Here is a 25,528-nt window from a genome sequence, read left to right as displayed (position 1 = left end):
ATCGGTCTTTTCACCCCCCTTCTGGGTGTGGCCATTGGCCTTTGGCGGAACATTCATACAGACATTAGCTCTAGCTGGGCCAGAAGCGCTATCGTCCCTAAAGGGATTTCGTATCATAGTATGCCGCTCTTTAACCTGCTTGGGAACTGCCCTATCGGTGGTGGCCCTGGCGGTGGCAGTCGGATTTGGTGGCACCAACAATATTGACGATATTCGCTTCGGGCCCATGGGGATGACGCTGTTCTTTGTGAATTTAGGGGTTTTGGTGCTAACCGCTGTGTGTAGTTTGCTAATTGCCCATGTGGGCGATCGACTACTAGCGGGAATGGGGCGGATCCGCTGTAGCCTGGCGCTCCTGAGCGTTTGTTTGTTGGGATTATTTATTGGTGGGGCGTTTGGACTTGCGATCGCAAGCTAGAAATGGAATCTGATGGTATTAGCAATTGACTTTGGCACCAGCAACACGGTGCTATGCCGGTGGAATGCCGCGACTCTCTCCTCCGAAGTTCTCACCTTAGATGCCATTGCTCAGCGTGCATCGGGTCCAGCGTTAGTGCCTAGTTTGCTCTACGTTGAGGATGCACAGCTGGATCAGGTGCTGATTGGTCAACCTATTCGCGATCGCGGTCTAGAACGCTCGGAACGCTGTTTTAAAAACTTTAAGCGGGGTATCGGCACCTCCATTCAAGGCTTTATGCCAGACTTGGATGGTCGTAATCTCTCATTTGAACAAGTGGGAGACTGGTTTTTAACCCAGGTAATTGACCAGCTCAAGCAGCAGGAAGAGAGCCTTGATGAGGTGGTTCTAACAGTTCCTGTAGACAGTTTTGAGACCTACCGCAATTGGTTAGGCACCCTGTGTCAAAGCTGGGATATCAATCGCGTCCGCATGATTGATGAACCCACGGCGGCGGCTTTAGGCTATGGTCTGACCGACAATGAAATCGTATTGGTGCTCGATTTTGGTGGCGGCACCTTAGATTTGGCCATTGTGCAGCTAAGCGGCGGTCGTTCCCAAGCGTTGGGATATATTCTCAAATGGGGTCAAAAGGCCATGGGCAAGTCTGCCCAGCAGGTGTCAACCGCTAAAGTATTAGCTAAAGCAGGGGAAAATCTGGGGGGAGCCGATATTGATCAGTGGGTGGCCCAGCATTTGTCCGAGCAGTATGGAATTCCCCTTTCACCCCTGACCCTACGCCTGGCAGAACAACTCAAGATTCAGCTATCTAATGCCCTCAAGGCCAACGAAAGCTATTTTGATGATGAAACATTTGAGAGCTATGATCTCACCCTAGAACGGGAGCAGCTTGAACAGGTGCTGCAGAAGCGGGATTTTTTTGAGCGTCTTAATGCCCGAGTTGATCAGGTATTGCAGCAGGGGCGTCGACAGGGCATAGGACTAGACGATATTAACGCGGTGTTGCTGGTGGGGGGCACCACTCAAATTCCAGCGATTCAAACCTGGGCAAAAAATCGATTTAATGGCACCAAGGTGTGTGGTGACAAGCCGTTTACCGCTGTTTCTGCCGGCGCACTCCAGCTACAGCAGGTAAAGCTGACGGACTTTCTTTATCACGGTTATGGTATTCGCTTTTGGGATCGGCGCAATAACTGCCATGGTTGGCACCCGATTATTCCTCAAGGTCAGCCTTATCCCATGGCCCAACCAGTGGAATTGGTGTTGGGGGCTGCCAATGAAAAACAGCCAAGTATTGAACTGATTATTGGTGAACTCGGGCGCGAACAGGGGAGCACCGAAGTCTATTTTGAGGGCAACCGTCTGATTACGCGCCAGACAAAGGCGGGGCAAACCGTAGCCCAACCGTTAAACGATAAAGCCCCCAATATTGCTAACCTTAATCCTCCTGGGAGGCCAGGGGAAGATCGGGTACGCCTGAGTTTCACTGTGGATCAGGACCGACTGCTGCGAGTCACTGTCGAGGACATGCTAACCGAAGAAGTTCTGGCTAACAATCAGGCAGTTGTGGAGCTATCTTAGAACGCCTTAGATGCGCCAGGCTACTTACTGATCGTCAGCTGTAGGTTCATCTCCACCTAAACGCTGTCTCAGCTCTTGACCAGCCTGCTCAGCTTCAGCCTGGGTCTTAGTAATGATAAAGGTTTGGGTAGCCAGCAAAACAATGACAAAAAGAATCCCTGATAGTGTGAAACTCAGTTTGGTGGATGGAATGCTTTGCCCCAGGGCATAAATTGCGATCGCAAATACAGCTGCCAAATAAACCTTAGACATAACCGGCATTGCCGACGCTGACCAGCAGAGGGCCACTAAAATCGCATTAAAATATAAAGCCAATAGACTCAGGTGAATGCGGCGGGCATAAATCTGCTGTGCCCGTTTACGGCTACCCGCAAACGGTAGCTTTAATCGATTACCCGCTGCATTGATGCCATCCATTGCCATAAAAAAGACAGGAATGCTCAAGCTGGATAGCACCACCAAAAATCTAGGAGGAGCCTGTAGCGTTTGATTGATAGATTCCGATGACAACGCTAAATGGACGGCTTGACTAAAGATAAATGCAGCAATAGCTGCCACCAGTAAAATTATCGAGTCAACGCCCAGAACAGGGCCAACCGGTATCGGGGCTGTGCGTGTCTTCATAAACCGAATATATTCCTTTGTACAAATATGCCTAATTCCAGTGGATCAACCGAGTATATCTACGTAGAACTATCTCATCGCAATGTCTAAATTATGCAGACTTCTAAATTATGCAGACTGTCTAATTGCGAACAGATAGGGTAGGGATAAATTTAAACTATCATTACATCTTTGTTAAAGGAAACACTTTGATGAGTTCAGCTCCAGTTTCAATCAATCAACAGCCAACAAATGTGTCTGCTGAGCCTTGTGTCTCATCTGAAACAAAACTCTCTTCAGGGAGCGTGTCATGGACCATCGAAGACAGTGAAGAACTTTATCGTATTAATGGCTGGGGAGAGCCCTACTTTTCCATTAATTCTGCAGGTCATGTGATCGTCTCTCCCCAGGGGGAGCGGGGTGGTTCTCTGGATCTACACAGTCTGATTGAAGCCCTACAGGCTCGCAATTTATCACTGCCGATTCTTGTTCGTTTCTCTGACATTCTTGAAGATCGTATCGAACGACTCAATTCTTGTTTTGCCAAAGCTATTACTAAGTATGGCTATGATGGTTGTTATCGAGGTGTTTTTCCGGTCAAGTGTAATCAACAGCGCCATTTAGTTGAAGATTTGGTGAAGTTTGGTGAGCCCTATCAATTTGGTTTAGAGGCTGGATCTAAACCTGAACTAATGATTGCCCTGGCCACCCTCAAAACACCAGGAGCTTTGCTAGTTTGCAACGGATATAAAGATCGCGCCTATCTTGAGACAGCCATGTTGGGTCAAAAGCTAGGGCAAACTCCTATAATCGTTCTAGAACAACTCAATGAGCTGCCCTTGGTGATCGAGGTGAGTCAGCAGCTATCCATTCGCCCTCGGTTGGGGGTGCGGGCCAAGCTCTGTACAAAGGGTATGGGACGCTGGGGCGGTTCAGCGGGAGATCGTGCCAAGTTTGGTCTGACTATTCCCGAGATTTTGACCGTGGTTGAGCAACTGCGGACAGCGGATATGCTGCCATGTTTACAGCTCCTCCATTTTCACATTGGGTCCCAAACCTCATCCATTAGCATTATCAAAGACGCTCTTCGAGAAGCTTGCCAAATCTATGTAGAATTGGCTAATCTTGGGGCCAATATGCAGTATTTGGATGTCGGTGGTGGTCTCGGTGTCGACTATAACGGATCTAAAACCAATGTCCCAGCCTCTAAAAACTACAGCATTCAAAACTATGCTAACGATGTTGTTGCTGAAGTTAAAGAAGCCTGCTCTTCCAAGAATCTGCCTGTTCCCATCTTGATCAGTGAAAGTGGTCGAGCCATTGCCTCCCACCAATCGGTGTTGGTATTTGATGTGCTGGGCAGCAGTGAAGTACGTCCCCAGGAGCCATTCCAGCCAACATCTGAGGATCATGCCATTCTCAAAGAGTTCTATGAGGCCTACCAAAGTATCAACTCAAAAAACTATCAAGAGGTTTTTCATGATGCTGAACAGTTTAAAGGAGAAGCTGTCAGTCTCTTTAACTTTGGCTACCTGAGCTTAACTGAGCGGGCAAGGGTGGAGAATCTCTTTTGGGCCTGTTGTCAAAAAATCATTCAGGTACTTCGTCAGGAAAGCTACATTCCCGATGATTTAGCGGATCTAGAAAAGATGATGGCCTCCATCTACTACATCAATTTATCTGTCTTTCAATCAGCACCGGATACCTGGGCAATCGACCAGCTTTTCCCCATCATGCCCATCCATCGTCTGGATGAAGAGCCTACCTGTCGGGCGACTCTGGCGGATTTGACCTGCGACAGTGATGGCAAGATTGATCGGTTTATTGATTTACATGATGTCAAATCGGTTTTAGAACTCCACGATCTCCAAGCAGGGAACCCCTATTACTTGGGGATGTTTCTCACTGGCGCGTACCAAGAGATCATGGGCAATCTCCATAACCTCTTTGGGGATACCAATATGGTTCATATCGATCTAACCCCCCAGGGCTACACCATCGAACACGTGGTCAAAGGAGATACCATGAAGGAGGTCTTAAGCTATGTACAGTACGACTCTGAAGATCTGGTGGAACAAATTCGACTCCGTTCGGAAATCTCTCTGAGGGAAAAACAAATCACCCTACCAGAGGCCCAATTATTATTACAAAACTACGAAGAGAGCTTGAGCCGATACACCTATTTGTCATAGGTTTTGTGAGATGCATTTTTTTGTAGAGGTGTTCCATGGAACGCCTCTATGAAGGTAATCCATAAAAATCCCTAAACTGATTGGAGTTTGGAGAGATCGGGTTTCACCTTAAGTTTCACCACCAAGGCTGTGATATTGTCATGGCCATTTTGCTCATTGGCGAGTTCAATCAAATCCGCCACACCTTCTTCAATCCCTTTATGGCCCCTCAGAATTGGCTCAATATGTGTGGAGCAGTGGGTCTCTAATAGTCTGTCGTCACTTAAACCATCGGAACACAGCAACAGCAACGTGTCTTCAGTTAGATTCAGATAGTTAAAACTGGGATCTAGCACATCTTCACCACAGGGACCTAGGGCCTGGGTCAGCTGATACGCATCCGGTCTAGCATAGGCAATGGCCGGTTCTACACCGCGCTTGATTTCGCGCTGTCCCACTTCGTGGTCAACAGTAATTTGTTGTAACCCAAGACGTTTGGTATAGCGATAGAGGCGACTATCGCCCACATGGGCAGCCACGGCCTGGGTGCCTTTGACCAGTAACATGACCAGGGTAGTCCCCATGCGAGCACTCCCTGTACGTTCCTCAGATTGATTTTTCTCGTAAATCACCTGGTTGGTCTGGCCAATGGCATTGCGCAATTCTGCTTCATTGGGTAAATCAGACTGCCAATGGCCATCAAGATACTCACGCAGGTTATCAACCGCTAGCTGGCTGGCCACTTCACCGCCGGAGTGTCCCCCCATGCCATCACAAAGAATGTAGGCGCATTTGGCATCCAACGTCTGGCTAGACAGGGTTTCCTGACGGCTGAGGGCAGACTGAATAAAATAGTTGTCCTCGTTGTGATCTCGCTGTTGACCCACATGGGACTGTCCAGCATCCTCTAGCCCAGTTAGCTTCATTGGCAGCACCATTGTCGGTGAATCGATGCTGTCCATACTGGCATCTTCGTTAATATCTAGACCTTCTAGGCCAGGAATATCCAAATCTGCTAAGACGTTTGTCTCTGACGGAGTTTCAGAAATAGCGGTTGAGATATCTGTACCTAATTGATATTTATCTGCAATCGCAATCAGCGCTTCTTTGAGTCCTTCAATGTCATCAAACTGCCCTTCGATGACCTGGGCCGCAAGGTTAATCAAATCAGGTAACGACTGACCATTGGATTGGAGCAGCGACTGCCAAAGCAGCCCCATATCCGCCAGTCGATAGTCATTACGATAGGGGCCAGGCTCAATGTAGCGCAAACACACAATCTGGTCTTCATCCATACATAGATTGCTGATATTCAGCAAACTGCCCTGACCTTTAAAGACCGACATTGCCTCCCACAGTTCAACCATGACGTAGAAGCTGTGGACCTGCTGTAACGGATCCAAGGTTTCCTGCTTCCAAATAGTCAGTAAATCTGGCAAATGTCGACGATCTTCAACAATTAAAACGCTATGGTCACTTTCAACCCAAGCCTCCTGTAGTTCGGGAATTGATGGGAAAAAGCGACTGTGCAGGGCTAAATAGGGATAGGCACTCAAGGGAAATAGCTTTTTCTCACTGGTATGTCTCAACTCAGTCAGTGAAAACTGATGCCGTTGCTCTACCAGGGAAGACGCAACATCATTGGGCTTTGTATCGGTTACCTGAACTTCTAACGGTTTTTCGCTGTCAACATTTAGCTGTAGTGCCTCAATTAACTGATAGCGCTGCTGAGGCCCTAACCAGTCATTGGCGTCGCGAGTGCCCAAGGTCACTGGATCAATGGGCGTTAATGTATTAGCGGTTACCTGTTCCCAGATATCGGTGTCTTCACCGGGCTGAATACCCTCAGGAGCCTGGATTTCACTAACAGCCAGAGCGATGGAAGACTTGCCTGGAAAGATAAAGGCCCTCCATTGCTGCAATGGCGATCCACATGACTGGCAAAACTTGTGCTCGGTAGGGTTATTAAATTGGCAGTATGGGCAAATGATCATCAGTGGATAGAAAACGTCCGTTGACAGTTACCGCAGATTATTAAAATGAAAGCGTTCCTGATTTTAGGGATGAATCGAGCCGTAGGCTGCTGGTAGATAACCCTTGTCCATATCCAGAACTTTAGGGTTTTCCCAGGAAAAATACAACATTCTTAGTTGGACGTGGTCAAGCAAATCTGACACATAAGTTGAGATTTACCCTCAGCAACGCAGTTAAACGTCACTGTAATTTACTATTCCCAAAGTTAAAAATAGTCTTAGCGCTTAAAATCATTAGTATGGGAAGTCTTATCAGTTAAATACAGTTCAGCATAGCCGATAAGCATGGCAGATGTTGGTATAAACGCAACCAAATCAGCGGCGACGGCGGCGACGGTGCGAACGGGAACGCCTGATCTGCATGGAATCAGGCTGGTCACAACCTTTTGTTAACTTCCCTAATTGTCGCTGTTCATGGGGTGTGAGGTGACGCCATTGTCCGGGGTGTAGCTGACCCAGATGCAGCTCACCAATGCTCACACGTATCAGTCGTAACGTCGGAAAACCAATGGCAGCTGTCATCCGTCGTACCTGACGATTTTTACCTTCATATAGGGTGAGCTGTAGCCAGGCGGTTGGAATATGCTGACGGAATCGAATCGGGGGTGTGCGTGGAGGCAGTGCGGGTTGCGTTGTCAACAAGGTCACTGCCGCTGGTCGAGTTTTATAGTCGCGAATGGTCACTCCCTGGCGCAACTGCTGCAAACTATCAGGATCAGGAATCCGTTCTACCTGGGCCAAATAGGTCCGGGGATGGTGGAAACGGGGATGACACAGACGATGCTGTAGCTTGCCATCATCGGTGAGCAATAGGAGGCCTTCACTATCCCGGTCAAGCCGACCTACAGGGTAGACATCCGGTACTGAAATAAAGGATTTGAGTGTAGTGTGGCGGCTATCGGTATTTGTGAACTGACTCAGGACATCGTAGGGCTTATAAAAAATCAGATAACGATAGTCCATTAGCGATGGGCAGATGCGGGTAATTCTTGAAGCTGTATTGAGAAATAGTGAAGTTAGTTAACTCGCCAGATATCCTGAATAGATTCGATGAGTATGAGTATTGGCAATATGAACAACGCCTCTAAGTACCGGTTTGTTTGCACGTTGACCTTTGGTGATATCTATGGCCAGATCATTGTCTGGCTCATTGTGCTGTTTTTGAGTTTGGCAACTGCCCTGGCTCTCATGGGGTCTAGTCGTCCTATTTATGCTCTGGTTTGTGTTGGGTTGATCCTGGTCCTATCATTGCCATTTTTGCTATTTGCCTTTGTCACCACTCTGATCAACCATATCGAATTCAGTGAAATGGATGCGATCGCATCAGAGGGCAACCAAAACCGTGCTTTTAGTAACCAGCCAATGTCCAGTCAAACGGCGTCCTAATTAGCGGCTTAACAAAAAGCGCTAATTGGCGTCTGATTCAACCGCTTCAGGGGCTTCAGCCGGTTCAGGTGTAACAGTTTCAGGAGGGGCTTCAGCGGGTTGGTTAGCTGGGGCCTCATTTAGGCTAGGAACATCTTCGCTAGGGGGATTTTCGATGGCCTCACTAACAGGGGGTTGATTAATCAGCTGCTGGATCCGGTCTTTAAACTGAACCGGGGCTAGGGACAGCGCCGATTCAAATAGAGGCTGGGCTTCATCTTCGTTGCCCATCTCCCTGAGAATAAGACCTTTGGCAAGTATGGGGCGAAAGTCTGGTGTGCCGCTGACTGTTTGAGCATCCTGGATAGCCGTATCGTAGGTTGCGATCGCATCTTCAAACCGGGACTGGTCAGCATAAATCTGACCTAGAAGCAATTTGACCGCAATCACATCAATGGTGCCGGGCTGAATCTGATTAGACTGCTCAGCTGTTTTCAGAGTGTCCTGCAGCAAACCAATCGCTGCCTGGGGGCGTTCCTGCTGCACCAGTAAAGCAACCAGACCCTGTAGTGCCTCCATATTGCCAGGTGTGGAGGTCAATACACTGCGGTAGGTTTGGGCAGCCCCTTCTAAATCATTGAGCTGTTGCTTAGTCTGGGCTAACAAGACGGAATATCGCGGCTCTTGGGGATTCAATTCTGCCAGGCGAGCTAATGGCTCAGCCGCACCCGCCAAATCCCCCAGAGTAATGCGGGCTTCCACCAGTCCCTCAAGGGCCGCCTGGTTATCCGGTTCACGTTCCAAAACTAATTCATAACCGTTGGCCCGACCTTCTAACTCGGCCCGACGATCGGTCTCCGTGGCCGTGGGTACACTGTTGTCATAGCCAGGATTCTGATTAAATGCCGCCTGAATTAAGGGTCCAAGTGAGACCGCTAACAGTGCAGCAACAGCTAGGAATAAAATACCGCCAATCAGCCAGCGATTGCGTTTGACAGCCACAGGGCTCCCCTCCTTCAAAGCAACTTGCCCATATTAAACCCAAATGAGTCAGGACCGCTTGGCCCCTGATACACCCCATGGGTAGTGTTCGTACAACTGACTATCCGCTTTAAACTGTTCCAACTGATCATGAACAAAAAATAGTAAATATTTCCTTAGGAATTGCCCCAACTATCTTTAAAGTGCGTCACATCATGGGGAACAAGGTTCAAAATATTTGATCAGACAGAATATCCTTAAATTGAGCTGACATCTGTCAAAATCTGTGAATGGTAACGTAAAAGCGACCATGAACTTAATTGTTTAAGTCACGATTCCAACTATTTTTTTCTAGATAGACTTGGTTTATTTATCTAAAAACTGTTAGGTTCAACCAAACGGCAATTCAATGTCAATTTTATTTTTATGATTTCTAGATAGATACAGATACAAACCAGATATAAGTAATTAGTCAGATGTTAGTTAGATATCTAAATCTGTAGCGACTTATAGCTACCCCCTAAACTATTGTTCAAATTGTTAAGTAAGCCGATTTTCCTGATTGAGGAGGTTTCGAGATTAATGAGTTCTGCAGACAGTCGCCCCCCTGAAATGTCCAATACTTCATCCGATCACAATTCGGATGCTAGCGCAGCTGCTAACTCTAATAGTCCTGCTCTTAAGAAGCCACCTAGACGACCAGCTAAGCCTGTTGCCCCCGTTGAAGAGTCTCCTAAAAAACCCACGATTGAAGCAGTTGCCTTAAAGAAAGCAGATGCCCTTGAGCCAACGCCAATCGTGTCCGAGCCAGGCCCCAAGCCTACGGAGAGTGAGCCTACTGAGTCATCAGTAGCTGAGCCACCAGTAGACGATACGCCTACTGAGCCAGAAACGCCTCAACCCAGGTTGCAGCCGATTGCACCGCCTAGTGAGCCCATGCAGTACAGAGCGATTGGGCTGTTAAAAGGACGCTATGAGCCCTCAGAAGAAACGTTTAACCGGGGTAACATTGTTAACCACGATGGCACCACAACCTGTGCTGTGCTCTTAGGACGCACAACCAGCTTGGTTAAAAAGCATCTAGATTTAGAAAAAGATCACCTCTGGGTGGTTTATCCACGCACTATTTTCCAAGATGATATTGGTATTGCCGTACAAATCGTCGGTGTATGGGAGCCAGAGACCTTGGGCGATGAAGAGGATGACGTGCTCGAAACACCCGCTGATGCAGTGCAGCCCGATTACTTTTCTATTCGCGGTGAGGTCATCAAATTCGATGAGCGGAAAGAGGAGATCACCATTAGTATCGTGCAAAAGATGCGCACTGGAAAACAGCCCAAACGTCCCTTTAAGCTAGTGATCAATGGCAACATTAGTGTTAAAACCATTGGCTACTTTTGGGATATGCATGTGCAGCGGCAGGGAAACCAGTTGATCTTAACTGATGGTAGCTATGTCGGCGCTGTCCCCCCGAAAAAGCGTTCTAAGAAAAAGCCAATGGGTGGCGGTGGCGGTAGTAAGCGGCGGCCTCCATCATCAAAGCGTGGAGGACGTCCTAGTCCTAAACCTAATCTGGTTAAGGATGATACTGCCAGGGTGGAAAAATCCAATGCAGATGCACCTAAGGTGGTCAAAGTGGGCAACAGCAATGAGGTGGCTGATGCCGCCGAGCGCTCAGAGGGTTAAAGCGGCTGCATCTTCCCAGCTGTATCCCCCAACTATGCCCTAGCGATGCAATGTTGGCCTCAGTTATTCTGGGGCAGAAAGGCTGTTTGTCTCGGTAGGGGAGCAACCGGCTCACTGAGTTGAAACTTACCTTGAATAATCCAGTCTTTTAGGGTGGTCGCAACCTTGCGCCCAAGATAAAGGCTGGATAGGGGAGCTGTTCTCACACGGCTCCCGTTGATGGTAAGACGACCTGATTTAAGTTGCTGATAGCTGACCAAGCCGAAACTGGGCCGGACCCGGCGGGGAATTGAAAAATCAATCACTGGGGCCAGGATATCTTTATCTTCAACGGCACATTTCTGTAAAACAGCTTCATCTAAAACGGGTATGGGGACACCTACACCCAGCATCAGGGACGGTCCATAGCCAGTAAAGTAGCAACCACGAACCCATTCAGGTTGCATTTGTTTCGCATCTCCGATCAGGGCAACGGTGGCAGAGGGGCCAACGGGCGTACCGTTAGGTAATCGTTTTTGTAGAGGGAAGTGTTGAGTCCCTTCCCAAGCTATGTAGCCGGGGGCTCCTCCCACAAATAACCGACTGCCAATGCCAATCGTCTGCATTTGAGGATCGTTCAGCATGGGTGAAAGTGCCCCGGCATTGGCATAGACAGCATTCCCGAGAAATGGCTGTAGTGGACCCAGGTAGGTGAGTAGAGGGCGGTCACTGCTGTTAACCCCGACAATAAAGTTTTGGTAAAGGTTACGGGGATTGAACAGATAAAATTGATTGATCGTATCTTGGGTAATGGAGATATCTAGGGTGGAGCGGGGATAACAGTCGCTGACTTGACCGATGGCTCGGAGATTGACCGATTTGCCGGCAATCAAGGTAGAAATGACGTGGCCTCCACCCCGTTCGCTCGTGATATCGTTATTTTCTGCTGTATCTCCCCAACGATTATTACTAACGGCTTGGCTAGCCCCAAGATAGAGATCAACTGCACCAAAACCGGCATAGGCCTGTACCCCATCCAGATAACATTCTCGGATGTTAATGGGGGGATCGGTATGGCCGAGATTAATAATCGCCCCGGAGGACTCCATGGGTTCAAAGGTGCCGGTGGTGACTACATCCACCGCTTTAGTGGCCGCCTCTAGGCCGAGTTCTGCCACGTTGACTTTAGTTTCTTCGACGGTCCATACGGTGACGCTGCCGTCGTTGATTTTTTGATTAATTTCAGGGATGGTGCGGATGGTGGCCATGGCAGACGTTATCGGCTCCAACGACTCAGAAGCCAGCCGCCTAGAATAGCTGTTGGAAGTAAGACAAGAATGAGTGCAATGGATTCGGGAGGCGCGATCATTGGCCCTATCCATTTAATTAAGACACTGAGTAGGGCGGATGCGATCGCAATTTTCAACACATACAACCCGCTATCCATAATCATTACTCCATTCTTTAAGGACGCCGAATATTCAAACAGCACCAATCTTCACGTCGCCAGAGCGTAGCTACCGTCCAATTATGCGCTTCGAGGGTATCGGCCACCCACTTCGATTGTTCCAACAAAACACCGCTCAAAATCCCCCAGGTGGACTCTTTGGCAATGGCATTAAAATGCGGAATCAGCTCAACGATGATCTCGGCCAAAATGTTGCACAAGATGCCGTCGACGGGTTCACTCACCTTGAGGCTGTCGATACTCCCTTGGGCAACCTGAATGCGACTCGCATCCATACTGTTGAGAGCCCGATTTTCACCCGTTGCCTTAACAGCGAGGGGATCTGTGTCAACAGCATAAACCTGTTGAGCACCAAGCAGAATTGCGCCAATGGATAGAATGCCAGACCCACAGCCAATATCTGCCAGGGTCACTGGTTGAGCGTCGCTCAAACGCATCTCCAGCGCTTCCAGGCACAGCTGGGTGGTTGGATGGGTACCAGTGCCAAAGGCGGTTCCTGGGTCCAGCTTGAGCACTAAACGCGACGAGTCAGTAGGGGGATCCATCCAAGCCGGATTAATCAATAGCCGATCACCAATCGGTTGAGGGTGCCAATATTTTTTCCAGCTTTTGGACCAATCCTCATCTTCAATCAGATGCCAGGTGACATCGGGTAGTTCGTTGATACCCAAACATAGAGCATCTTGCTGAAACCGCAAGGCTAGGGCGGCCAAATCAACATTACAAAACTGCTCTTGTGGAAAATAGGCTTTCACTCGGCTTTGTTGCCCCCAGCGCTCGCTGGCGGTGCCGCGCCCATGCCAATCTTCAAACCGCCAGAAGATCGTATCCTCAAGCAGTGGGGAGCAGGTAACTTGTATTTCCCACCAAGTGTTTGCCAAGGCTTTCGTAAGGGTTATAGAAATCAGCAATAACTGTGTTAAGCACTTGGAGTGTCCTTAACACAGTCATGGTTAACCCATTTTATAGGGCGACGGTATACGCATCGCGAATGCCAGGCACTTTTGTGATCTCTTCGAGAATCCCATCGGGTAGCGGATCGTCAATGCTCAACACCATAACGGCATCACCGCGCACAATCTGGCGTCCCACCTGCATGCTGGCAATATTGACGTTAAAACTCCCTAGTAAAGACCCGATTTTGCCAATAATGCCTGGCATATCGCGGTGCAGGGTGAATAACATGTACTTCGTGGGAGGCACGTTGATGGGAAACTGATTGATGTCAGTAATACGTACTTCACTGCCACCGAGAATAACGCCCGTTACTGAATGCTCACCCAGGGAGCCCTGGGCAGAGACATAAAGGGACCCCGTGAAGTCCTTGATACTCGCATCACGAGTCTCAATCACTTTAATGCCCCGTTCCTTAGCCTCAATGGAGGCATTAACATAGTTCACCCGTTCTCTCAAAGCATTTGTTAATAGGCCTTTGAGAGTGGCGATGACGATGGGCTTACTATCTTGATTTGCCAGCTCACCCTGGAGACGAATTTGCACTTGCTCTACACGTCCACCGGCTAACTGACCTACCAAGTTACCTAAGGTTTCAGCCAACTGTAGATAGGGGCGCAGTTTTTCTAGTACATCGGGGCGGAGGCCAGGGATGTTTACAGCCGACCGGGCAGGGAGTCCCAACAACACATCGCGAATCTGTTCAGCCACATCCACCGCCACATTAATTTGGGCTTCGGTGGTGGAAGCGCCCAAGTGGGGAGTGAGAACAACAGATTTGCCAAGCTCTCGCAGAGCGCTCTCTCCTAAGGGTTCCGCTTCGTAAACATCGAGAGCGGCACCGGCAATGACGCCATTTTTCAGGGCGTCATACAAAGCGGCCTCGTCAATGATGCCGCCGCGAGCACAGTTAATAATACGGGTAGTTGGTTTCATCTTGGCCAGCGCTTCAGCGTTGATCAAGTGGGCAGTTTCCTTAGTTTTGGGAATGTGTAGAGTAATGTAGTCGGCCTCTTGGAAAAGGAGGTCTAAATCCACTAAGCTACAGTTTAATTCAGCCGCCCGCTCCTTAGAAATGAAAGGATCGTAGGCCAGAATAGTCATTCCCATTGAACGGGCAACCGTAGCCACATGGGAGCCAATTTTACCGAGACCGACCACGCCGAGAATCTTTTTGTAAACTTCTACGCCGGTAAACTGTTTACGATTCCAAGCAGACTCTTTGACTGATTTATCGGCTTCAGGAATGTTGCGCGATAGCGACAGCATCATCGCTAGGGCATGTTCTGCTGCGGCAATGGTGTTGCCCTCGGGGGAATTGACCACCACAATGCCGCGACGGGTGGCGGCAGCTACATCGATATTATCGACACCCACACCAGCCCGACCGATAATTTTGAGCTGACTTGCCGCCTCAATCACCTCGCTGGTAACCTTAGTGCCCGAGCGAATCATCAAAGCATCGTAGTTGGAGATTATCTGAACAAGCTCCTCAGGCGGAAGCTTGGTTTTCACATCAACTTGGGCCACCTGGGCCAAAATATCGAGACCAGCTTGGTCAATCGGGTCGGAGACAAGTACCTTCGGCATAGCAGGGAGGATTTTTTTTCACAAGGACTCATCGTACTGCATCACTGCAAGGGGACAAATCCTTTCTTTGGCAAATTATGGATCGCAGATATGGTTGCCAATGTTACAAAACGTTTAAGTTTTTTGGAAGTAGGCAAGGCCTTTCTAGATAGCGATCCCTCTTGTGGAGACGTTCCATGGAACGTCTCCACAAGAGGGATCGCTACTTTTCGGTGAGTTGTTCAATCCCATGAAAGAGATCTGCTAGCACCGTATTCGATATGAGAAAGCCATCGGGATCGCTGAGGCGAAGGCGGTTGTTTTCAAATATGGCTTGACCTGACGTTACATAAGGATGCAAGCGACTATTCAACATGCCGATAAAGGCCGCACCAAATGCGTTGATAAAAGCGCTAATATCGATACCTTCTGCCAGGCGCAACCCTACCATCAAACTATCGGTCAGTTGTTCAGTGACCGGTAATGAGGGTTCATCTAGAATGCCACCGGCTTGTTGATAATTGTTAAGCCACTGTCGGTAAGTCTTTTGGGTGCGGGGGCGGGCAAAACGCTGTCCCTGGGTGTAGCTAGTGGCTCCCATACCAAAGCCATAGAAGGGGCGATTTTCCCAGTAGGTGCGATTATGGCGGCATTGATGCCCCGGTTTGGCATAGTTAGAAATTTCGTAGTGCCCATAGCCCCCGTTGGTCAGAATCTGCTGCCCTAGCCGGTACATGTCAACGGTGGCTGCTTCGGTCGGTAGCGGTTGCTCCCCTGCCTGATACTGCTTACCAAAGGGGGTTTGGGGTTCGATGGTGAGATCGTAGATGGAGATGTGATGGGGACGGATTGCGATCGCCCTCTCCACTGCCTCCTGCCACTGCTCCAAAGTTTGATAAGGCAATCCTGAAATTAGATCTAAGCTCCAACTTGGCACCTGACTTTGATGCATATCATCCACGGCTCGATGCACATCCACCAGGCGATGGAATCGCCCACATCGCTCCAACAAGCCATCGTCAAATGCCTGCACTCCGAGGCTAATGCGATTCACACCTCGGGCACAGTAGCCTTGTACATGGGACAAATCAAAGGTGCCCGGATCCATTTCCATGGACGTTTCTGCATCGGTCGCTATGCCAAATTGCTGATCAAGAGTCTGCAAAATCTGCTCAAGCTGAGCGACAGATAGCAACGATGGCGTCCCACCGCCAAAGAAAACCGTCTTCAGCGCAGGCCCCAAAACGGGTGTAGCCTTGATCTCCTGGCATAGCCAATCGACATAGGTGCTAATGGTGCTAGATGTTTCTCCGCGTTTTCGGTTACCAATGACCGAAATGGGAAAGTCACAGTAAAAGCAGCGACGCCGACAAAACGGAATATGAACGTAGGCCGATGTGGGGGCCGATAAGGGCATGGGGCCACTGGAGAACATAAAAGCATTCAGGGAGGAACCCAATCGTGGGGAACATCAGTGATTATAATGTCGTTGTTTGAGCCTTCCCAGGGATGGTGTATGCTTCACCATCATCACATCAATAGATATACCCTAAGGGCGACATCATTCGAATGCTAGACGCATTAATCATAATTTCATTCATTTTTGCAGGGGCAGGTGTTGGTTTTTACAGTGTTGACCTGCTACCGCCTCAGGTTTTAGGACAAGTTAACAACATTGAAGGTCTCGGTACCGTCATGGCCGGGTTTGGAGGCCTGATTGGTACTGGCCTAGGAATTGTTGCCCAGACCAGCTATCGGCGGTTCGAGAAACAAATCCGCACCCTGCCCCCCGACCGCATTTTTGCTCGGGCCATTGGCTTAATTTTGGGTCTACTCATTGCCAACTTGATTTTGGCCCCCGTGTTCTTGTTGCCGATCCCCAGCGAGTTTAACTTCATCAAACCCTTGGCAGCTGTCATGAACAGCATTATATTTTCAGTCTCGGGGATGAATCTGGCTGACACTCAAGGACGGGCATTGCTGCGTTTAGTCAATCCTTCCAGCGTAGAGAGCATGCTGATTGCAGAAGGCACGCTTAAACCAGCTACCTCAAAGATTTTGGATACTAGCTGCATCATTGATGGCCGCATTGAAGGGCTGCTAGAAACCAGCTTTTTAGAGGGCCGGATCGTTGTTCCTCAATTTGTTTTACAGGAACTACAGGCCGTTGCCGATGCTGCCAACGACCAAAAACGAGCCCGGGGTAGACGAGGGTTGGATATTCTGAATCGTCTGCGGGCGGCTTATCCCGACCGGGTTGTTGTTGATCCTGCCGATTATTCAGACATCACAACTGTAGACGCTAAGCTCGTTAAACTGGCCCAGGAAATGAATGCCATGCTCATTACCAATGACTACAACCTCAGCAAAGTAGCACGGGTGCAGCAGGTAGGCATTTTGAATATTAATGACCTGGCTAAGGCAATTCGCCCGGCGTATTTACCCGGAGACGATATCGAGATCAAAATTCTTAAGGAAGGAAAGGAAGATTTCCAAGGTGTGGGCTATTTGAATGATGGCACCATGGTGGTTGTGGAGTCAGGGAAAGGCTACATCGGCAATAATGTTTTGGTGGTGGTGACTGGCGCTCTACAAACGTCAGCGGGACGCATGATTTTTGCACGCCCTAAAGGGACGGCGACGGCTTAGCTGCAAAAACCCAAAACCCCGGTTGCTAGCAACCGGGGTTTTGAAAAGAGCCTGCGGCTCAAGCGCAGCTTATTCCCACTCGATGGTGCCAGGGGGCTTGGAGGTGATGTCGTAAACCACTCGGTTAACTCCGTCCACTTCATTGACGATGCGGTTGGAAATAACCTCTAGCAAATTGTAGGAAGGCCGAGACCAGTCAGCCGTCATGCCATCTTCACTGCTAACAAGACGCAACACAATAGGGTGTGCATAGGTGCGCTGATCGCCCATGACGCCAACGCTACGAACCGGTAGCAATACCGCAAACGCCTGCCAAAAGTCGTGATACAGTCCTCGATTACGGATTTCTTCCCGCACGATATAGTCAGCATCCCGCAGAATATTGAGCCGTTCCGCCGTCACTTCACCCAGGATACGAATGGCTAAACCTGGGCCGGGGAAGGGCTGACGACGTACAATTTCATTGGGAAGGCCAACGGAGCGACCCACATTACGCACCTCGTCTTTGAAGAGCTTGCGCAGGGGTTCGATTAGCTTAAATTGCAAATCCTTAGGTAGACCACCCACATTGTGGTGGCTCTTGATTTTGACCGCTACCCGTTCACCGGTTTTGGGATCAACGTTAGTGTCTGCAGACTCAATTACATCGGGATATAGTGTACCCTGGGCCAGATAATCAAAGGGTCCCAGGCGTTTTGATTCCTCTTCAAAAACACGAATAAATTCGTGACCAATGCGTTTCCGCTTTTCCTCTGGGTCAGTAATGCCCTTGATTTTCTCTAGGAAGCGTGTGCGAGCTTGGACGTATTCAACTTTGATATGAAATTGCTGATCAAATAGCTCTACCAGACGTTCAGGCTCCCCCTTACGCATAAAGCCCTGATCAATAAACATGCAGGTTAACTGGTCGCCAATGGCCTGATGGAGTAAAAATGCCAGTGTGGATGAATCTACACCTCCGGACAGAGCCAGTAAAACCCGTTTAGTGCCTACCTTGGCACGTACTTCACGAATGGCCTCTTCCACAAATGCTTCCGTTGTCCATGTGGGCTCACAGCGGCAGATGTGATATACAAAATTACGAATTAAGGCCTGACCATCAACGGAGTGAACCACCTCTGGATGGAACTGCACACCATAAAAGCCTTGGTCATGATTTGCGATCGCAGCACTGGGTGTATTGTCCGTATGGGCTAGAACTTCAAACCCCTGGGGCAGCCTAGTGACCGAGTCACCGTGACTCATCCACATAGTGGAACCGTCACCCACATTGGTTAGCAAATCGGTTGGATCATCAATGTGCAAGGACGCTTTGCCATATTCACCCCGTTCGGCGGTCTCTACTTGCCCCCCCAGCTGTTGCACCATCAACTGCATGCCGTAGCACACACCTAGTACAGGAATCCCCAGCTCCCAAATGGCCGGATCACACTTGGGAGCGTGGTCAGCATAAACGGAACTAGGCCCACCGGACAGAATAATGCCCTTAGGATTAAGCTGACGAATTTTCTCAGCTGAAGTGCGGTAGGAAAGCACTTCTGAATAAACTTGAGTTTCGCGAATGCGTCGAGCAATTAGCTCAGAATATTGGGAACCAAAGTCAAGAATAATTAGCATCTGACGGTTAAACTCAGATGGTTTGGTAGATACGTTATCGGTAATAGCGGGAGTTTGTGCAGTCACGGATAGGTCCTGAAGCTCTATTGGGTGGGAAAGCAGGTGTAATTTTCGTATTCTAATGAGCTGCTTATTAAACGCGAGTAGCTAAATCCTGGCATTTAATAACCATTGATTATGGGTAGAGGGTGTGCCGCTCCAGACGTATATGGAAAATTATTTTAACTAGAGTAGCAAACCACGGTATTAATGCTTCATTCTCTAAATTGCTTGTTCAGAATTTGATGTATGCAACTGCGTCAGGCAATACGACTCAATAAGATCGCAGCCGCTAAGATAGAGGCAACCTTTTCCCACGTGTTCAGCTCCCAACCCCCTGATATATGGGGGGCTTTGAGTTCAAAAACCACATGAATCCTATTGATTATCTCCGTATCAGCCTGATTGACCGTTGCAATTTTCAATGTGTGTACTGCATGCCGGAGGGAGCCGACCTTAATTATGTATTGCGAGAGCTTTGGCTAAGTCATGGGGAAATTTTGAGCTTGCTGAAGGGGGTATTTATTCCCTTAGGATTCACAAAATTTCGGCTTACGGGAGGAGAGCCACTGCTACGTCCAGGAATTGTCCAGCTGGTGGATGAGATCTCCCATTTGCCAGAGACAACAGATCTGGCCCTGACGACTAATGCTTTTAAGCTAGAGAAGTTGGCTAAACCTTTATATGATGCAGGGTTACGACGCATCAATATCAGTTTAGATTCATTGCAGCCAGAGACATTTGAGAAAATTGTGGGCCCACCGGCTACTCGTGATTTAACATCAGAGACCGCATCAAAATATATGCGTTGGCAACAGGTATGGCAAGGCATTCAAATGGCCCACCAGGTAGGATTTGACCCCCTTAAACTTAATGTTGTTGTGATTCCGGGTGTCAACGATCACGAGATTTTAGATCTTGCCGCATTAACCCTGGATAGGAATTGGCATGTGCGATTTATTGAGTTTATGCCTATTGGTAATGACGCGCTATTCACAACTAGGGGATGGATTGATTCTGAGACAATTCGCCAACAGATCCGAAATCGCTGGGGCTTAGAAGAATCAAGCATTCGTGGCAATGGCCCTGCAGATGTTTTTAAGATTCCAGGTGCTAAAGGAACGCTCGGATTTATTAGCCAAATGTCTGAATGTTTTTGCGATCGCTGCAATCGCATGAGACTCTCTGCGGATGGTTGGCTACGGCCTTGTCTGTTAAATGAAACGGGTCAACTTAATTTACGAGATGCCTTGCGCAGTGGAGAAGCCATTGAAACTATTCGTGATCGCGTCGGCGCTTTAGTGGCGGATAAACCAGAGATTAATTTCAAAATGCGAGAATCTGGCACTACTGGAGCCTATAGCCGCACAATGTCTCAGATTGGTGGATAAATACATGAGTTTGGCGTTTACATTGGGCTAAGCTAACCGTAGATATTATTAGGGGGACAGCAAGCTTTCTTTTCTGCCTAAAATTGTCTCCAATGGCAGCTATGTCCTTAACGAAAGCAAGAAGCTTCGTAAGCGCATACCTGACAAATAAATTACGTTAACTAGCTATTCTAGGGAGGCTCAATTAGCTGAATCTCCCTAGAATATACTAATTAGCCTGAAATCTTGTATATGCTCACTTAACCCTATAAATTCCCTATAAATTACGGTTAATCAAGAGGGTTTCCCAACTGCTCTTAATCCTTAAAATAAGAATGCTTGGTTTTCTGTGAGTCCACAATAAGAAATATAAACTTTTTTTAAGGCAAAGATTTGTTTTGTTGTTTATTTGGGTTTATCAAGTCTTGTAGGTTTATTTTTAGGGGTCAATCTCGTTTTAAGAAAAGTTTAGAGTGGTTCAGAATTAAGCGCGTAGTCCAAGGATAGTTTGGGCAATATGAAGGTCAAACGGTGCTGTATGCAGGTCAAGCAGTACTGTTAGCCTTCTTGCTTGTGGCTGCTATGGTAGGTCGTCGTTTTTTTCTGGGGTATAGTTTGTTGTTTTTAGGGGGCTGTGGTCTAGCTAAGACAAACTCAACAACCAATAGTCAGTTTGATTATCCTAATAAACTCCACTTCGCTGTGACAGATTTAAGTGGTTCTGATGCTTTAGAGCGAGACTTTGGTGCATTTCGACAAGTTTTAGAAGAGACCCTTCAGCTACCCGTTGTTTTTTTTGCAGTTGAAAACTATTCTGCGGCGGCACCAGCACTCCTTGCCGATGAGTTGGATTTTGTGATGGCGGGACCTTCTGAGTATTTGCTACTGAGGGCGCGGGCAGGGGCTATCCCCATCATTGGCATAACTCGTCCCAAGTATGCGGCCATGGTGATGACCCGAGTAGATAGTGGCATTGATCAACTGAGTGATTTGAAAGGCAAGACCATTGCGATGCGAACTGAGGGGTCAACAGCAGGGCATATTATGCCGATGAAAATGTTGCTAGATGCGGGAGTGCCACCTGAAGATTATCAGGTGGTCATGCTTAATCGCCAAGGCTTTGAAGCGCTGCAGTCTGGTCAGGTAGATGCCTGGAGTGATTCCCATGATCGTTATGTCGAGTATGTGAAAGCGCCGGGTTTGGAAGGGACTGACATTCAAGTCATTGCTGCGAGTGATCATTTGCCCCCCGATGTATTTGTTGCCAATCCTAGTCTGGGGCCACGGTATTTAGAAGAACTGAGAAACCACATGCTTGACCATCAAGAGACATTGATAGCAGCGCTTTTAGCATCTGAAGCCAACCAGAAGTATAAAACATCAGAATTAGTGGCGGTAACTGATGCTGATTATCAAGTCCTACGAGATAGCTATTATGCTATTGGCCAGGGCTCAGCAATTGAATAAGTCTGAGAGGGCTAGGGTCGATGATTGCATTGTTATCCCATGTAGTCTCTAGCTTTAATAAACGGCTGGGTATCCATCGCAGTATTTCTAAAAAGATTAGTTGTGGATATGCTCTGGCTTTGGGAACAGCTGTTTTGGGCACTACCGGTGGTCTGCTGGGAGGGCATTATGAAGCCTTCTCTGCTCGCAAGCAAGCTGAGAATACACTGCGTAAAAAGCAGTTGCTTAATGAGCTGAATACTCATGTTTTGAGTATTCAGATGCATCCTCAGCGGTTACTTGCGATCGCCGGTGAAAGCCGGATCTGGGTGCAGTATGAAACCAATCAATTTAATACAGAACTCCGTCAGCTCCGTCACCAACTAGAGACAATTGAGCAACTTCCCCATACAGCATCTGAAACCCAGCTAACCCTGTTGATCAGTGGCTATCGGACTAATTTGCAGGAGTATGAGCGCTTTATTCAGTACCTTTGGTTTGATTTAGAGGGGGTTGATAATAAGCGAATTGCCTTAGAAGTAATTTCGATCGCCCTTAGTAGTCGAGATGCCAATCAACTGTCCACCACCTTTGAGCAACTGTCTGAAGATTTAACGCGATTGCAACAAACGGCTGATCGGCAGTACCACCAATCCATTGTGCAGCTACAAAAGTCTGAGCAATTACGACTGATCATCATTTTGGTCAGTATGGTCTGTTCCATCGGTTTAGCCATTATCCTGGCTGTGATCACTAGCCGAGCCATTGCCCGGCCCATTGAGCAGCTCACCCTGACTGCACGACGCATTACCCAAGCGAATGATTTTCAGCTACACGTTTCGATTCACACCCAGGACGAGGTCTTGCTGTTGGCAGAGGCATTAAATCAGTTGGTCAGCTGGGCTGGACAATACACCATGGAACTGGAAGACGCTCGCCAAACATTGGAGGTTCGCGTTGTGGAAAGAACCCAGGCATTGCAACAGTCTGAAGCTTCTCTACGGCAGCAGGCTGAGGATTTACAGCAGACATTGGTGGAACTGCGACAAACCCAATGGCAATTGATACAAAGCGAAAAAATGTCGAGTTTGGGACAATTAGTGGCTGGAATTGCCCATGAAATTAACAATCCCGTTAGTTTTATCTATGGCAATCTCAAACATGCGAGTGACTATGTCAACGATATTGTTATGCTGCTGGATCGCTATCAGCAGCATTATCCTGACCCGGCTACTGAAATCCAATCTGCTCTCGAAGAGATTGATCTGCCATTTGTGCGAAAAGATTTTCCAAACCTGATGCAATCCATGGCAGAAGGAGCAGTTCGGATTATCACGATTGTTCAGTCTTTACGATCATTTTCTCGTTTGGATGAGGCGGCTGTTAAATGGGTAGATATCCATAAAGGCATTGATAGCACGCTGACAATTCTCAATAGCCAAATTACGGCTACACCCGGTCAGCCAGGAATTGAGATCGCGCGTGACTATGGTCCATTGCCCTGCATTGAATGCTATGCCGGACAACTAAATCAGGTGTTTATGCATATTCTGAGTAACGCCATTGATGTGCTGCGCTGTTCGCCACCTCAGGGGATGGCTAAGATTGCGATCGCAACCCATATATTAGAGCCTGATTGGATCTCGATTGAGATCAGTGACAACGGTCCTGGCATTCCTGAATCATCGCTTATACGGCTGTTTGACCCGTTTTATACCACCAAGGCCATCGGCACCGGCACTGGCATGGGGCTGTCCATTAGCTATCAAATCATTACCAAAACCCATCAAGGCTCATTAGAATGCCACTCACAGCTAGGGCAAGGGGCAAAATTCACGATTAAATTACCCATCAAACTAGATCAAGACGAGACACAAAGTCTCTAGCTAAGACCTATTTTGAGGCAAATTAGTCTTAAAGCAAGATAAGCCAATAAATAAGTAATGGGATAATAAAAGACGTGTGTTAAATCTTGGTCTCAATTCGAGATTAAGCACATCTTAAGTGGACTTAAGGTGAGTCTATTAATCTCGATATAAGATTGTATATTTTTTATCTATGGCATGACTATGGGGTCGATTTATTATCAAGGGAGTAAACTTTTGTGGGCCGCATGTCTGTGTCTCCAGCTGGCAGCCTGTGGGGCTATGGCTGAAACCATTGCTCCCATTTCTCAGCAAGCGTTAGTTGCTCAAATCGAAGCTGGCACTGCACCGCTAATTTTGGATGTGCGTACGGCAGAGGAGTATGAGGCGGGTCACATTCCGGGGGCGATTAACATTCATTTTCGAGAGATTGGCGATCGGATTGACGAGATCGCCCATGGTGGTCCGGTCGTGGTGTATTGCGAGCGGGGTATACGGGTCAAGATTGCAGAAAGAACGCTACGGGACGCTGGCATTACCTCAATCTTCCATTTAGAGGGTGATATTTCTCAATGGAGAAAGAACAATTTGCCGCTTGAGCGCAATAATCTCTTTTCTGAGACCATCAATGCAACTGTGGCAGCGCCAGAATTAGCGGCATCTTTAGAAAACCGGTGGATTATCAGTGCACCGGAGGCAAAACGGCTGATTGATCAAGGGGTTACCCTGCTGGATACTCGCAAACTGGCTTTCACCAGGCTACAGGGGGCCGTTTATGTCGACTGGCGACAATTTTCTCCGCAACAGGTAACCACTCGCGGCAGACTGCTAGAGCAGGATGCCTTGCTAACCCAGCAGCTGCAGCAAATGGGAATTTCAAAGGACAGGCCTGTGGTGGTTTTTGCTAACCCACCGGGGGGCTGGGGTGAAGATGGTCGAATTGTTTGGATGTTACGTACGCTGGGACATGCTCAAGTGGTCATGGTGGATGGTGGTTTTGATGCACTGGTGGATGCGGGGGTATCTGTACAACAGGGCACGAACAATGCACCGCCATCTGGAGATTTTGTTGTTGAGCGCAATGTTACATGGGAGATTCAGCAGGAGCAGCTAAAAGCTGAGCTAGGTAACGACAATCTTGTGGTGATTGATACCCGTGAAGCGCGGGAGTTTGCTGGTAAGACCCCCTATGGAGAACAACGGGGTGGCCATGTACCCGGAGCCATTAATCTCTACTTCAAAGAGTTTTTGGGGCAGGATGGCAAACTCCTTTCCCAGGATGATATCCATGCCAAATTGCTGGATGCGGGCATTACACCAGACAGCCAAATTGTTGTGTATTGCACGGGGGGAATTCGTTCTGGCTGGCTGGCATCGGTTTTAGTCACCCTGGACTATCAGGTTAAAAATTATGCTGGCTCCATGTGGGAGTGGTCAGCTTCCCCTGCGGATAGCTATCCTTTGGAAATGCTTTAAGACCATGCTTGGGGAGATAACACCATGCCCGACTGCCTTGCCTTGATTGCCCATGACACCAAGAAAAATGACCTGGTAATGCTGGCAACCAACTACAGGCATGTGTTGGCTCGATACCATTTGATTGCGACTGAAACCACAGGACAGTTAATTGGAACGGTTACTGGGCTACCTGTGGAGCGAATGGCTGCGGGAGCCCAGGGCGGAGAATTGCAGATTGCAGCTCGGGTAGTGTCTGGTGGAGTGGCAGGGGTCTTT

General features: G+C 48.3%; 21 protein-coding genes. 11 read left to right on the top strand and 10 right to left on the bottom strand.

The annotated features are described in order from the left end of the window. Both DXZ20_RS07110 and DXZ20_RS07105 read left to right on the top strand, forming a co-directional pair. On the top strand, positions 1 to 418 hold a 418-nt coding region (locus tag DXZ20_RS07110), incomplete at its 5' end, for a hypothetical protein (RefSeq protein ID WP_250565658.1). A 12-nt stretch (positions 419 to 430) separates the two neighbouring features. Next, positions 431 to 1,999 carry an Hsp70 family protein gene (locus DXZ20_RS07105; protein ID WP_163697312.1) on the top strand — a complete coding sequence of 523 codons (1,569 nt, stop codon included), beginning with the start codon at positions 431 to 433 and terminating at the stop codon, positions 1,997 to 1,999. A 24-nt stretch (positions 2,000 to 2,023) separates the two neighbouring features. Here the strand turns inward: DXZ20_RS07105 and DXZ20_RS07100 are convergent, their stop codons facing one another. Continuing rightward, positions 2,024 to 2,623 carry a hypothetical protein gene (locus DXZ20_RS07100; protein WP_163664136.1) on the bottom strand — a complete coding sequence of 200 codons (600 nt, stop codon included), beginning with the start codon at positions 2,621 to 2,623 and terminating at the stop codon, positions 2,024 to 2,026. A 191-nt stretch (positions 2,624 to 2,814) separates the two neighbouring features. Here DXZ20_RS07100 and speA point away from each other — a divergent pair, with 191 nt between their 5' ends. Further along, positions 2,815 to 4,794, top strand: a complete 1,980-nt coding sequence (speA, locus tag DXZ20_RS07095; protein ID WP_163697310.1) for a biosynthetic arginine decarboxylase — start codon at positions 2,815 to 2,817, stop codon at positions 4,792 to 4,794. 71 nt (positions 4,795 to 4,865) lie between these two features. Here the strand turns inward: speA and DXZ20_RS07090 are convergent, their stop codons facing one another. Together DXZ20_RS07090 and DXZ20_RS07085 are read right to left on the bottom strand one after the other, a co-directional pair. Beyond that, entirely contained in the window at positions 4,866 to 6,767 is a 1,902-nt protein-coding gene (locus DXZ20_RS07090) for a serine/threonine phosphatase (protein WP_163664132.1), read from the bottom strand. Positions 6,768 to 7,121: 354 nt separating this feature from the next. Beyond that, positions 7,122 to 7,769 carry a pseudouridine synthase gene (locus DXZ20_RS07085; protein WP_163697308.1) on the bottom strand — a complete coding sequence of 216 codons (648 nt, stop codon included), beginning with the start codon at positions 7,767 to 7,769 and terminating at the stop codon, positions 7,122 to 7,124. A gap of 108 nt (positions 7,770 to 7,877) precedes the next feature. On the opposite strand from DXZ20_RS07085, the gene DXZ20_RS07080 reads away from it, so the two are divergent. Then, positions 7,878 to 8,192: a hypothetical protein gene (locus DXZ20_RS07080; protein WP_163703425.1), complete on the top strand. Its 315-nt coding sequence runs from the start codon at positions 7,878 to 7,880 to the stop codon at positions 8,190 to 8,192. 21 nt (positions 8,193 to 8,213) lie between these two features. Here the strand turns inward: DXZ20_RS07080 and DXZ20_RS07075 are convergent, their stop codons facing one another. Beyond that, complete coding sequence (locus DXZ20_RS07075) at positions 8,214 to 9,173, bottom strand: tetratricopeptide repeat protein (RefSeq protein ID WP_163697306.1); 960 nt, start codon at positions 9,171 to 9,173, stop codon at positions 8,214 to 8,216. 561 nt (positions 9,174 to 9,734) lie between these two features. On the opposite strand from DXZ20_RS07075, the gene DXZ20_RS07070 reads away from it, so the two are divergent. Further along, positions 9,735 to 10,838 carry a hypothetical protein gene (locus DXZ20_RS07070; RefSeq protein ID WP_163697303.1) on the top strand — a complete coding sequence of 368 codons (1,104 nt, stop codon included), beginning with the start codon at positions 9,735 to 9,737 and terminating at the stop codon, positions 10,836 to 10,838. Positions 10,839 to 10,897: 59 nt separating this feature from the next. Here the strand turns inward: DXZ20_RS07070 and DXZ20_RS07065 are convergent, their stop codons facing one another. From DXZ20_RS07065 to hemW, 5 genes are all read right to left on the bottom strand, one after another. Beyond that, positions 10,898 to 12,076: a homocysteine biosynthesis protein gene (locus DXZ20_RS07065; RefSeq protein ID WP_163703424.1), complete on the bottom strand. Its 1,179-nt coding sequence runs from the start codon at positions 12,074 to 12,076 to the stop codon at positions 10,898 to 10,900. A gap of 17 nt (positions 12,077 to 12,093) precedes the next feature. Next, the gene (locus DXZ20_RS07060) at positions 12,094 to 12,264 is read right to left on the bottom strand and encodes a hypothetical protein (protein WP_163664124.1); all 171 of its coding nucleotides are present in this window, start codon (positions 12,262 to 12,264) and stop codon (positions 12,094 to 12,096) included. A 17-nt stretch (positions 12,265 to 12,281) separates the two neighbouring features. Beyond that, positions 12,282 to 13,166, bottom strand: a complete 885-nt coding sequence (prmA, locus tag DXZ20_RS07055) for a 50S ribosomal protein L11 methyltransferase (RefSeq protein ID WP_163697301.1) — start codon at positions 13,164 to 13,166, stop codon at positions 12,282 to 12,284. An 82-nt stretch (positions 13,167 to 13,248) separates the two neighbouring features. Beyond that, positions 13,249 to 14,829 (bottom strand): phosphoglycerate dehydrogenase, encoded by a 1,581-nt coding sequence (gene serA / locus DXZ20_RS07050; RefSeq protein ID WP_163697299.1) that lies wholly within the window; start codon positions 14,827 to 14,829, stop codon positions 13,249 to 13,251. A 202-nt stretch (positions 14,830 to 15,031) separates the two neighbouring features. Then, positions 15,032 to 16,225: a radical SAM family heme chaperone HemW gene (hemW, locus tag DXZ20_RS07045; protein WP_163664118.1), complete on the bottom strand. Its 1,194-nt coding sequence runs from the start codon at positions 16,223 to 16,225 to the stop codon at positions 15,032 to 15,034. Positions 16,226 to 16,377: 152 nt separating this feature from the next. On the opposite strand from hemW, the gene DXZ20_RS07040 reads away from it, so the two are divergent. After that, complete coding sequence (locus DXZ20_RS07040; protein ID WP_163664116.1) at positions 16,378 to 17,457, top strand: PIN/TRAM domain-containing protein; 1,080 nt, start codon at positions 16,378 to 16,380, stop codon at positions 17,455 to 17,457. Positions 17,458 to 17,526: 69 nt separating this feature from the next. On the opposite strand, the gene guaA is transcribed toward DXZ20_RS07040, so the two are convergent. Beyond that, entirely contained in the window at positions 17,527 to 19,074 is a 1,548-nt protein-coding gene (gene guaA, locus DXZ20_RS07035) for a glutamine-hydrolyzing GMP synthase (RefSeq protein ID WP_163671640.1), read from the bottom strand. Between the two features lie 410 nt (positions 19,075 to 19,484). On the opposite strand from guaA, the gene moaA reads away from it, so the two are divergent. The 5 genes from moaA to DXZ20_RS07010 all read left to right on the top strand — a co-directional run. After that, positions 19,485 to 20,504, top strand: coding sequence for a GTP 3',8-cyclase MoaA (gene moaA / locus DXZ20_RS07030; RefSeq protein WP_163697297.1), 1,020 nt, complete (start codon positions 19,485 to 19,487; stop codon positions 20,502 to 20,504). Between the two features lie 510 nt (positions 20,505 to 21,014). Next, positions 21,015 to 21,950 carry a PhnD/SsuA/transferrin family substrate-binding protein gene (locus tag DXZ20_RS07025; RefSeq protein WP_163697295.1) on the top strand — a complete coding sequence of 312 codons (936 nt, stop codon included), beginning with the start codon at positions 21,015 to 21,017 and terminating at the stop codon, positions 21,948 to 21,950. Between the two features lie 20 nt (positions 21,951 to 21,970). Next, positions 21,971 to 23,815, top strand: a complete 1,845-nt coding sequence (locus DXZ20_RS07020) for a sensor histidine kinase (RefSeq protein WP_163697293.1) — start codon at positions 21,971 to 21,973, stop codon at positions 23,813 to 23,815. Between the two features lie 183 nt (positions 23,816 to 23,998). Beyond that, the gene (locus DXZ20_RS07015) at positions 23,999 to 25,270 is read left to right on the top strand and encodes a rhodanese-like domain-containing protein (RefSeq protein ID WP_163697291.1); all 1,272 of its coding nucleotides are present in this window, start codon (positions 23,999 to 24,001) and stop codon (positions 25,268 to 25,270) included. A 24-nt stretch (positions 25,271 to 25,294) separates the two neighbouring features. After that, positions 25,295 to 25,528, top strand: a 234-nt coding sequence (locus DXZ20_RS07010; protein WP_431732072.1) for a methylglyoxal synthase, incomplete at its 3' end; no start/stop codon positions are given.

Source organism: Adonisia turfae CCMR0081 (assembly GCF_011009555.1).
Taxonomy (GTDB): Bacteria; Cyanobacteriota; Cyanobacteriia; order Phormidesmidales; family Phormidesmidaceae; genus Leptothoe; species Leptothoe turfae.
Note: the sequence above shows the minus strand (reverse complement) of the source record. Positions and strands in the feature narration are given on the sequence as shown.